Annotated in this window: 5 protein-coding genes; 2 read left to right on the top strand and 3 right to left on the bottom strand. The window is 68.9% G+C overall.

All coding sequences use genetic code 11. From position 1 onward, the window contains the following. Positions 1-213: 213 nt before the first annotated feature. Both ACFQ50_RS24030 and ACFQ50_RS24025 read right to left on the bottom strand, forming a co-directional pair. Entirely contained in the window at positions 214-732 is a 519-nt protein-coding gene (locus ACFQ50_RS24030) for a hypothetical protein (protein ID WP_377998130.1), read from the bottom strand. Between the two features lie 13 nt (positions 733-745). Continuing rightward, the gene (locus ACFQ50_RS24025; protein ID WP_377998128.1) at positions 746-2,428 is read right to left on the bottom strand and encodes a hypothetical protein; all 1,683 of its coding nucleotides are present in this window, start codon (positions 2,426-2,428) and stop codon (positions 746-748) included. Positions 2,429-2,803: 375 nt separating this feature from the next. Between ACFQ50_RS24025 and ACFQ50_RS24020 the strand changes: the two genes are divergently transcribed. Further along, a complete protein-coding gene (locus tag ACFQ50_RS24020) occupies positions 2,804-5,383 on the top strand; it encodes a bifunctional lysylphosphatidylglycerol flippase/synthetase MprF (RefSeq protein ID WP_377998126.1) in 2,580 nt (859 codons plus the stop codon). 74 nt (positions 5,384-5,457) lie between these two features. Here the strand turns inward: ACFQ50_RS24020 and ACFQ50_RS24015 are convergent, their stop codons facing one another. Continuing rightward, positions 5,458-6,210, bottom strand: coding sequence for an SDR family NAD(P)-dependent oxidoreductase (locus ACFQ50_RS24015; protein WP_377998124.1), 753 nt, complete (start codon positions 6,208-6,210; stop codon positions 5,458-5,460). 321 nt (positions 6,211-6,531) lie between these two features. On the opposite strand from ACFQ50_RS24015, the gene ACFQ50_RS24010 reads away from it, so the two are divergent. Then, positions 6,532-7,572 carry an NAD(P)-dependent alcohol dehydrogenase gene (locus ACFQ50_RS24010; RefSeq protein ID WP_377998122.1) on the top strand — a complete coding sequence of 347 codons (1,041 nt, stop codon included), beginning with the start codon at positions 6,532-6,534 and terminating at the stop codon, positions 7,570-7,572. The last annotated feature ends 41 nt before the right edge of the window (positions 7,573-7,613 follow it).

Below are 7,613 nucleotides of genomic sequence, written 5' to 3'. Positions count from 1 at the left end.
CACGCACTCAACGCCGACGCCTACCGCGCCGCCGGCTGGGACTACCGCGCCCTCGGCTCCCCCAACAAACTGCCGGCGGAGGTCCCTGCAGCGGCGCCGGAACAGCTCGTGATGCACTGACCGCTCCGGGGCCGGGCCTTCCACCCAACCAGCGGCCCCATCGGTTCCGAGTTTTTGTCCAGATGTCGCGACTTCAAGGGCCTTTAGCGGCCATTATCTGGACAAAATCTCCAAAGAGATGGTCAGGTCCGTCTGCGCCGCCGAGTGGTCCCGGTTCCTGGCCACCATCGCGATCGAGTACGGCCCCCTCCGCAGCTGCCCGCTGCCGGTCCGGGTGAATCCGTTCGACTCGTAGAACACTTCGGCCGACGCCAACACCTGGTCCGCACCGCCCGGGACCGTCAGCAGCACCGTCCGTCCCCCGGCGGTGCCGCCGGACCCCTGCCGCTGGCCGGGCGGAAGGGGAACGTCCGCCGGCCAGCCAGCGGGCAGGGCGGGCAACGTGCGGGCGCCCTCTCCCCCTTCGCCGTCACCATCTGAACCACGACGCCGGCCGCCGTCCGAGGCGGGCGGCACACCCGCCGTCGTACTTTCCTTAATAGCGGACGACGGCGGGACCGCTGCGGGCGGCTGCCCATGCTGTGCGGACGGCGCCGCGCTGCATCCCGCGAGCGCGGCAGTGGCGAGGACCGCCGAAGCGAGCCCCCGCCACAGAACCGGCTGGTGGTTCATTGGAGCCGGCCGGTCACCACGGCGACGGCACCAGGGCCGCGGTGTTGCCGGTGCCCTCGCCGTTCACGAGGAACGGCAGGTGCCAGAGGTCGTTCGGCACGATCGGGTCACCCGGCATCACGTTCTCCGGGAAGATGTACTCGAACACCGGCGCGATGTACTGCCCCGGCTGGAGCCCGTTGGCCCGGGTGGGCGCATTCTTGAAGCAGTTGTCCAGCGCCGCCTGGTTGATCGTGGTGGTGGCGACGTTCACCGGCGTCGGCAGGCACAGGCTGCGCACACCCACCCGGACGGTCCGGTCCGGCTGGCTGAGCAGCCCGTTGGGCGCCTTGGTGGCCCGCAGGCGGGCCCGCTGCGGCTGCGCCCCGGTGTTCTGGGTGGTGATGCCGCCCGTGGGGCCGCTGAGCGGAACGCCGTTCTCGCCGGTCATTTCAAACGGCGTGATCCAGCGGTTGCGGACCGAGCCGTCCGGGTTGTGGTCCTCGTAGTAGATGTCGACGGCGGTCTTCACATCAGTGGTTTCGGCCTCCAGGAAGATCCGGTCCTGGGTTTCCTGGGCTGCGCCGTTGACCGCCGTCGCGAGCGGATCAGCGGTGCCGACGCCGAACTCCCCGATGGCAACGTAGCTGGGCTGGGAGCCGGGCTGGGTGTAGATGCCCAGGTTGGCCTCCACGGTGTGGGCCGAGATGTAGTCCTCGGTGCCGTGGAAGAGTGTGCCGGAGTAGTCCACGTAGTCGCCCACCTCAAACGGCGCCTGCTGCGACGCGTCCGGACCCGTCGTCGGAAGTCCTGTGAAGGCCGGCATCACGTACTGCGAGCAGTATTTCTGGCCGGGCGCCGGGGCACTGAGTTCGCCGCTGGCCGGCAGGGCGACGCCGGCGATGCTGAAGTTGCGGCAGCCCGGGGCGAGCGGCCGGTTCTTCTGCGGGCAGAGCGGGTCATCCTTCACGCTGGGGTCGGTGCGGGGCACGCACATGGGGTAACCGGTGGCTGCGTGCACTGTGGGGTTGTCCTGGTCCACGCTGAACCGGTTGTCGGGCGACTGGCCGTTGCTGAACCGGCCCGTGTCCGCGCCCGTGCTGTCGTGCAGGCCGGCAATCTTGGGGTCGTTCAGCTGCACGGTCACGGTGCCGCCGGCCGCGTTGGCGATCTTCAGGGCGCCGTTGGCGTAGTCGATCCCGGTGATTTCACCGCGGCCGGTGTTCGCCGACTGCTGGGAGACAAAGGCCATGCCGGCGATGTGCTTCGTTCCGACGATGTTGCCCACGGCCCTCAATTCCAGTCCGTCGGTGCCCAGCGGCGCGCTGCCGCCGGTGCCGTGGACGAAGTCCGCCCAGCTCAGCGTGTTGGCCGGCATCTGGACGATGAGGTTGCAGGGAATGGTGACGACGACCCCGTTGATGGTGACGGTGCCGCCGAAGTCGGCCGGGTCCGCGGCGGGGCAGGCCGCGCCGTCCACGGTGGCGTTGTGTGCCAGGCCGGTGTCGTCGTAGCCGTGCAGCTGGGCCGCGGGGACGGAGAAGGCCGGGTTGGGCAGCGTGGGCACCACCCACGGGGAGACGATCCCCTTGGGCGGCTTGGCTGTTCCGCCCTTGGCCAGGGCGGTGCCGACGCCGCCGGTGGCGATCAGGCCGGCGGCGGCGCAAAGAATGGTGAGTTTTCGGAGCGTGGTGGGCCGAATGTTGGTGGTCCTCATGGCTGGTCCTTTCGGAGGTGCCGTTGTTCCTGTGCAGAACTGTTCCTGTGCGGACATGCAGGAAGGGGGTTCCTGCGCTCATGAGGGTGCGTGAGGTGATGACATGCTCTGGCGCGTGACCCGCGGTGGGGCGGGCCGGCGTCGTACGTTCTTCTTTGCCGGGGCAGCAAAGGCAACATTTGGTTGCCGAGACCAACCATCTCCCCGGCGGGTTGGGAAAATCTTGTCCCCGTGGCCGCCTCTTCCCCCGCTAGATGGTGGCCCACCCAACTGGCTCGCAGTAGATGTCGTTTTGAGGGCTGAAAACGACAACAACTGCGAGTTAGTTGGGCCTGTGGAACAATCGAAGTGCCCCTTGAAAGGAGCCATTCACCCATGCGGCAGCCGGACCAGGGACGACGTCTACCCTCCGGCAACCGAACACCCGCGCGGTGGGCCCGGGTGCTGCGCGGCTCCCCCGCCACCCTCACCTTCGTGATTCTGTTGTGGGCCACGGGTTTTGTGTCCGGCAGCGTCGCTTCAGGGCCAACGCCGTCACTGCTGCCCCACGTCGCCGCCACGCCGCGCTCGGTGCCGGACCACTGGTGGGCCCTGCTGCTCTCTGCCTTCTGGGAGCGGGACCTCGCGGGGTACATCGTGGGCACGCTTGTGGTGCTGCTCGCCGGGCTGCCTCTGGAGCGTCGTCTTGGATCCCTGAAGTTCGCCTCGGCGGGGCTGGCCGGGCACGTGCTGGGAATCGTGGCCACGCTCGGGTTCCTTGCCGCAGCCCGCGGCCTGATGGGCAGCTGGATCCGGGACCTCAGCGGCCACTTCTTCCTGGGGCCGAGCGCCCTGGCCTGCGCGGCTGCAATGGCCGCGACCGCGGCCCTTTCCACACTGTGGCGGCGCCGGATCCGCGTGGTCATCCTGGCCGTGCTGCTGCTCTTTGCGATGTATGCCGGCGGCGTCGAGGACCTGGTCCGTCTCGGTGCTGCGGCGGCCGGCGGACTGCTCGGTCCCGTACTGCAGGGCCGCCGGCCGCGCTTCGGCAGGCCCGCCGTCTCCCGGCACGAGGCCCGGATCCTGGTGGCGCTGCTCCTGACGGTCGCGGCGATCGGGCCTGTGGTAGCGGGACTGGCGCCGCACGCCGTCGGACCTCTTTCTGTGCTCAAGTTCCTGTTCACCAACATCCAACCGGTGGACCCCGCGGCGCTGCAGGCGTCATGTTCCCGCCCGGCCGACCTCAGGGACTGCGCCGCCGCCCAGCTGCAGTTGCGGGCCGGTGCCGGCGGCATTTTCATGGCCATCCTGCCGTCATTCCTCCTGCTGCTGTTCGCGGACGGCCTCCGGCGCGGGCGGCGCTTCGCCTGGGCGGGCGCGGTCCTGATCCAGGCCTCCCTGTCCTTGCTGGCCGCCGTCACCATCGCCGGTGTGCTGCTGCCGCCGCCAGGTCCGGGTTTGCCTTCCCGCGAGGGTGTGGGCGGGATCGAGCTGTCGGGCTATTCGCATCCGCTCAGCCTGGTGCTGCCGATGCTGCTGCCGGTCTTCCTGACCGTGCTTCTGCTGGCCGGCCGGAACCTGTTCCCGGTGCGGGCTCCCCGCGGAACGTATCTGCGGCTGGCGCGCCGGGTGGTGATTGCCCTGGTGGGGCTGAGCGTCGTGTATGTGGGCCTGGGCCTCCTTCTGGCCGTCGGATTCACCCCCGCGCCCGGACCGCTTCAGCTTCTGGCCGACGTTCCGGACCGGTTCCTTCCCCTCGGCTTCCTGGTGGACCGCTCACCGGCGTTCTTCCCCGAAAGCACTGCCGCCGTCGTGCTTTACGAAAGCATCGGCGTCGTGTTCTGGGCGTGGACCGGAGCCCTGCTGCTCCGGACGTTCCTGCGCCCGGCCCACGGCCGGCACAGCGCGGACGAAGAGCGGGCGCGGCGCATCCTCAAGTCGCACGGCGGCGGCTCGCTCTCCTGGATGACCACCTGGAGCGGGAACAGCTACTGGTTCTCTGACTCGAGCTTCATCGCGTACCGCGTGCGCAGCGGCGTGGCCGTGGTGCTCGGGCCGCCCGTGGGGCCGCGGGCCGACCGGGAAGCGGCGTTCACGGAGTTCGCCCGGCACTGCAGGTTCAGCGGGTGGACGCCGTGCTTCTACTTCGTGTCCGAGTCGCTGCGGGGACTGGCCCTTTCGCTGGGCTGGGGTTCGGTGCAGGTGGCGCAGGAAACCGTGCTGCGGCTGGACGAGGTGTCCTTCCGGGGCAAGAAGTTCCAGGACATCCGCACCGCGCTGAACCGGGCAGCCAAGGAGGGAATCCGTGCCGAGTGGACCACATTTGCCCGCGCGCCGATCGCCGTGCAGGCCCAGATCGAAGCGATCTCCGAGGAGTGGGTGGCGGACAAGAAGGTCCCCGAGATGGGCTTCACGCTGGGCAGCCTGGATGAGCTGGACGACCCCGAGGTCCGCTGCCTGCTGGCGATCGACGCCGACCACACCGTGCATGCCGTGGCCTCGTGGCTGCCGGTGTACCGGAACGGATACGTGGTGGGCTGGACGCTCGACTTCATGCGGCGGCGCGGCGACGGGTTCCGGGCGAGCATCGACTTCCTTATCGCGTCGGCCGCGCTGAGCCTGCAGGACGAGGGGTGCGAGTTCATGAGCCTGTCCGGGGCACCGCTGGCGCGGGTGCCTGTCGCCTCTGTTGCGGGCGGGGCGTCGGCTGGAACCTACGGCGGCGGTGCCGATGCGGACGGCGGGCTGGACCGGATGCTCGACTGGCTGGGGGCAGCATTGGAGCCGGTGTACGGGTTCCGGTCCCTGCTGGCGTTCAAGGCCAAATTCAAACCGGACTACGAACCCATGTACCTGCTCTATCCGGACGCGGCAGCCCTGCCGGCGATCGCCAACGCCATCACCCGGGCGTACCTGCCCTCGATCAACCTGGGCCAAAGCCTCACCCTGGTGCGGGGCCTCCTCACCCGCCGCTGACCCCACTGAGTAGCAGATCAGGGCGTTCCCAGCGCCGAGAAGGCCCTGATCTGCTACTTAGTTGGGCCCGGGGGCTACGGAAGCGCGACGCCCGTGTGCCGTTCCAGCGCCTCGAGCAGTTCCGCCTGGAACGCCGCGTCCTTCACGGCCGGATGGGGCTCGCGGCGCTGCTGGTGGAACCAATACCCTCCGGACACGCGGCCGCCGGCAGAATCGGCAGAGTCGGCAGAATCGCGGGTGGCCAGCCATACCTGCGTGACATGCCCCAACTCCAGGTCATCGGGCGCGCTGCGTCCGCCCATGCGCGTGGGCACCCAGCCCGGATCCACCGCATTGCTTTCAACGTCCGGCCAGCGGCCGGCCACCGCGGCCGAGAGCGCCGTGACGTACAGCTTGCTGTCCGAGTAGGCCGCCGGCCGCCTGCCCGCGTTCGTCCAATCGATGCCCTCGAGGTCGGGCGTACCGGACCGGTGCATGCCGCTGCTGATGTACACGACGCGGCGGGGCCGGGCCATGAGCGCGGTCAGCACGTACGGCGCAACGGTGTTCACCGAAAAGATCCCATTGCCGCTGTACACCCCGGCGTTATGGATGACGGCATCGAACGGGCCGTACTCGCCTGCCTGTTCCGCCACACGCACCGTCTCGGCGAGGTCGGCCAGATCCCCGACGACGGTCCCCACCGCCTGCTCCCGGACCGCGCCGGCGTCCGCCAAACGCGACGTATTCCGCGCGTGCAGCACCACGTCATGGCCCTGCTGCATAAGCGCCCTGGCGGCATTCAGCCCCAGTCCGCCGGCAGAACCGGTGATAAATATTCTCGCCACTCCAGGTACTCCATTCCCCGGCAGCCGCCGGGTCCGCAAAGCCTACTCCCACAGTAAAAGCGACCGTCCGGCCTCTGACAGGCCCTGACAGGGACTCCCACGTTTGACGGCGGGGCTCATAGAGTAGGTATCAACAAGTCCCCCGCTGCCCACCGGCCGGAAATTGCCGTGCGCAACAGGGAAGAGACTTGGGGGCCCTGTGGTTACCCCTACCAGCAGGGCCTGCCTCACGCCTCGGCGATGGGGTTTAGTAGATGGAAGAGACGGCCGATCCCTTTTCATCTGCGGCCCGTTCCACCCACACCGACACATAGGAGAACCATGCCTACCGTCAACGCATACGCCGCGCCCTCCGCTTCCGAGGACCTCATCCCCACCACCATCGAACGCCGCGACGTCGGCCCGCGCGACGTCCTCATCGACATCAAGTACGCCGGCATCTGCCACTCCGACATCCACACCGTCCGCGGCGACTGGGGCCCGCAGCAGTACCCGCTCGCACCCGGCCATGAGATCGCCGGCATCGTCACCGAGGTGGGATCCGAGGTCACCCGGCACAAGGTTGGTGACCGGGTGGGCGTCGGCTGCATGGTCAACTCCTGCCAGGAGTGCGCCAACTGCCTGGCCGGCGAGGAGCAGTACTGCCTCAAGGGCAATGTGGGCACCTACGGAGCCGTCGACCGCGACGGCACCATCACCCAGGGCGGCTACTCCACCCACGTGGTGGTGGTCGAGGACTTCGTCGTCACCATCCCGGAGGGCATCGAGCTCGACGTCGCGGCTCCCCTGCTGTGCGCCGGCATCACCACGTACTCCCCGCTGCGCCACTGGGGTGCCGGCCCCGGCAAGAAGGTAGCCGTCGTCGGCTTCGGCGGGCTCGGACACATGGCCGTCAAGCTCGCCCACGCCATGGGCGCCGAGGTCACCGTCCTGTCCCAGTCCCTGAAGAAACAGGAAGACGGACTGCGCCTGGGCGCCGACCACTACTACGCCACCAGCGACGCCGGGACGTTCGAAACCCTCGCCGGCAGCTTCGACCTGATCATCAACACGGTCAGCGCCTCGATCGACATCAGCTCCTACCTGCAGCTGCTCTCCCTCGACGGCACCCTGGTCAACGTCGGTGCCCCGGCCGAGCCGCTCCCGGTCAACGCGTTTGCCCTCATCGGCGGACGCCGCTCCTTTGCCGGCTCGGCCATTGGCGGCATCCGCGAAACCCAGGAGATGCTCGACTTCTGTGCCGAGCACGGCATCGGCGCCGAGATCGAGGTCATCCCGGCCGGCAAGATCAACGAAGCCTACGAGCGCGTCCTCGCCTCGGACGTGCGCTACCGCTTCGTGATTGACACCGCCACCCTCTAAGGCGATTAACGCTCGACGGCGGGCCGGTCCCTTAAGGGGCC

It is taken from the genome of Arthrobacter sp. NPDC056493 (assembly GCF_042795115.1).
Taxonomy (GTDB): domain Bacteria; phylum Actinomycetota; class Actinomycetes; order Actinomycetales; family Micrococcaceae; genus Arthrobacter.
This window is presented reverse-complemented; position numbering and strand designations above follow the sequence as displayed.